Genomic DNA, 1,665 nt, shown 5'->3' on the forward strand with positions numbered 1-1,665 from the left:
TCCCCCCAATAATTGGAGCTTGCACGCAACAAAATTCCTTCTCCAGGGCGCCAACTCTCTAGCTGATAAGGACCAACGCAAGCAGAATGGCTTGCCAAATACCGGTTTCCCATATCACCATTTTTTTCGTGTTTCATGAGTGTCTCACGATCAAGCAAAGCAAGAGTACGACTAGTGGCAAAATGGCTAAGAATGAGCTCTGCTGGATAAGGTTTATCAAATTTCATCACCACCGTTTTGTCGTCCGGTGCTTGAAAAGCCTCATCAACGTTTTGTTCTGTAATCCCATATTCATTAAATGTCGCCGCAGTAGCCATCTTCAATTGAACAACCCGCTTCATACCCCAAACAAGATCATTGGCATTCGCAGGACGACCATCATTGAACTTTAAACCATCACGCAAGTGAAAAGTAATCACCGTACTCTGATCATCACTTGAAACATCCCAACTCTTCGCTAAAGAAGGAACCATTTTAGCAGCATCATCTGTAGCAGAAACGACTAAATTATCACAAACATTAACAAGAACTTCATTACCATAACGGTCATTGATTTGTGCGGGATCAAATGTACTTATTGTATCAAGATTCCAAGCCATCACAAGCGTATCGGCAGGTGTTTTCGCTGAAACTTGTTGCACAAACATCCCCATTGCAAGAACAGCAGAAACAAAAGAACTGCCCTTTTTCAATATTTTTCTTTTCCCGTTCATAGAATTTTCCTTTTAAGATTTAAGGTTATTGTATAACTTCTCATGTGACAACATGCAAAAATGATAAGATCATGCTTAGAAAACACGCCTCCTAGAGGTAAAATATCAAAATCTCTAAAAGCAGCAGCCACTTTTCAAAAGCTCCTTCCCTCCCAAATACGTATAGAACAAACGAACATATGCAACGCAAAACGATCTGATTAAAATGAAGCTATCACGCACAATAGCACACGACATCACGGCACTTATAATTCAGAGCATATCAGACCAAAATCCTTCCTTGCTTCATTAAAAAGATTTCTTTTTCAAGTTTCTTCTTGCGATTTTCTAAAAAGTATCATCAAAGCGCTACTCTAATTGCTTCAAAAGCCTCAAAACAATTTGATATTTTGATGATCCTGAATAAATTTTTTCGTAACCATTTTCACCCTTCTTCAGAAGAAAATTCGAACTTTATTATAACTCCGTATCAAATAACAGCTTCGAACCTATAGATTATCATATTTTAAGTCATAAGGAATGTAACCTGAGGTATGAGAAGAGTAGCTTGATGTTTCCCCGCGTACCCGCATACAACAGTTTTTCTCACCAAAACATTTTATAAAGTCCCCATTTTTTCAGAAACACTAAACTTTGCTTTATTCGTTACACCTGTCTTTTGCAACAAACAAATTTATTACTTTCTATACATATAAATTGAAACATCAAATATTAATATCTATACACGTAGAATTTATCGAGATAAATAACCTCTCTTCCCAATAGAATGTTTTGAAACAAAATTCTCTACACAACATAGTAATCCATTCCCGATAGAATTCAACGTATTGCAAAGTATTAAAGAGCTTTGCAATACATCAAATATATCATGACCATGTTTTTTATATTTTATAAACTTGATACCTTCTTATTTTTCAATTGCACTATAAAAAATACGTGGTGCACTATTCCA

1 protein-coding gene is annotated in these 1,665 nt (G+C 36.1%); it reads right to left on the bottom strand.

All coding sequences use genetic code 11. From position 1 onward, the window contains the following. On the bottom strand, positions 1 to 713 hold a 713-nt coding region (locus tag ACFINY_RS09635), incomplete at its 3' end, for an ABC transporter substrate-binding protein (RefSeq protein ID WP_375612666.1). Positions 714 to 1,665: the final 952 nt, after the last annotated feature.

The organism is Bartonella sp. AA23NXGY (assembly GCF_042197165.1).
In the GTDB taxonomy this organism is placed as follows: Bacteria; Pseudomonadota; Alphaproteobacteria; order Rhizobiales; family Rhizobiaceae; genus Bartonella.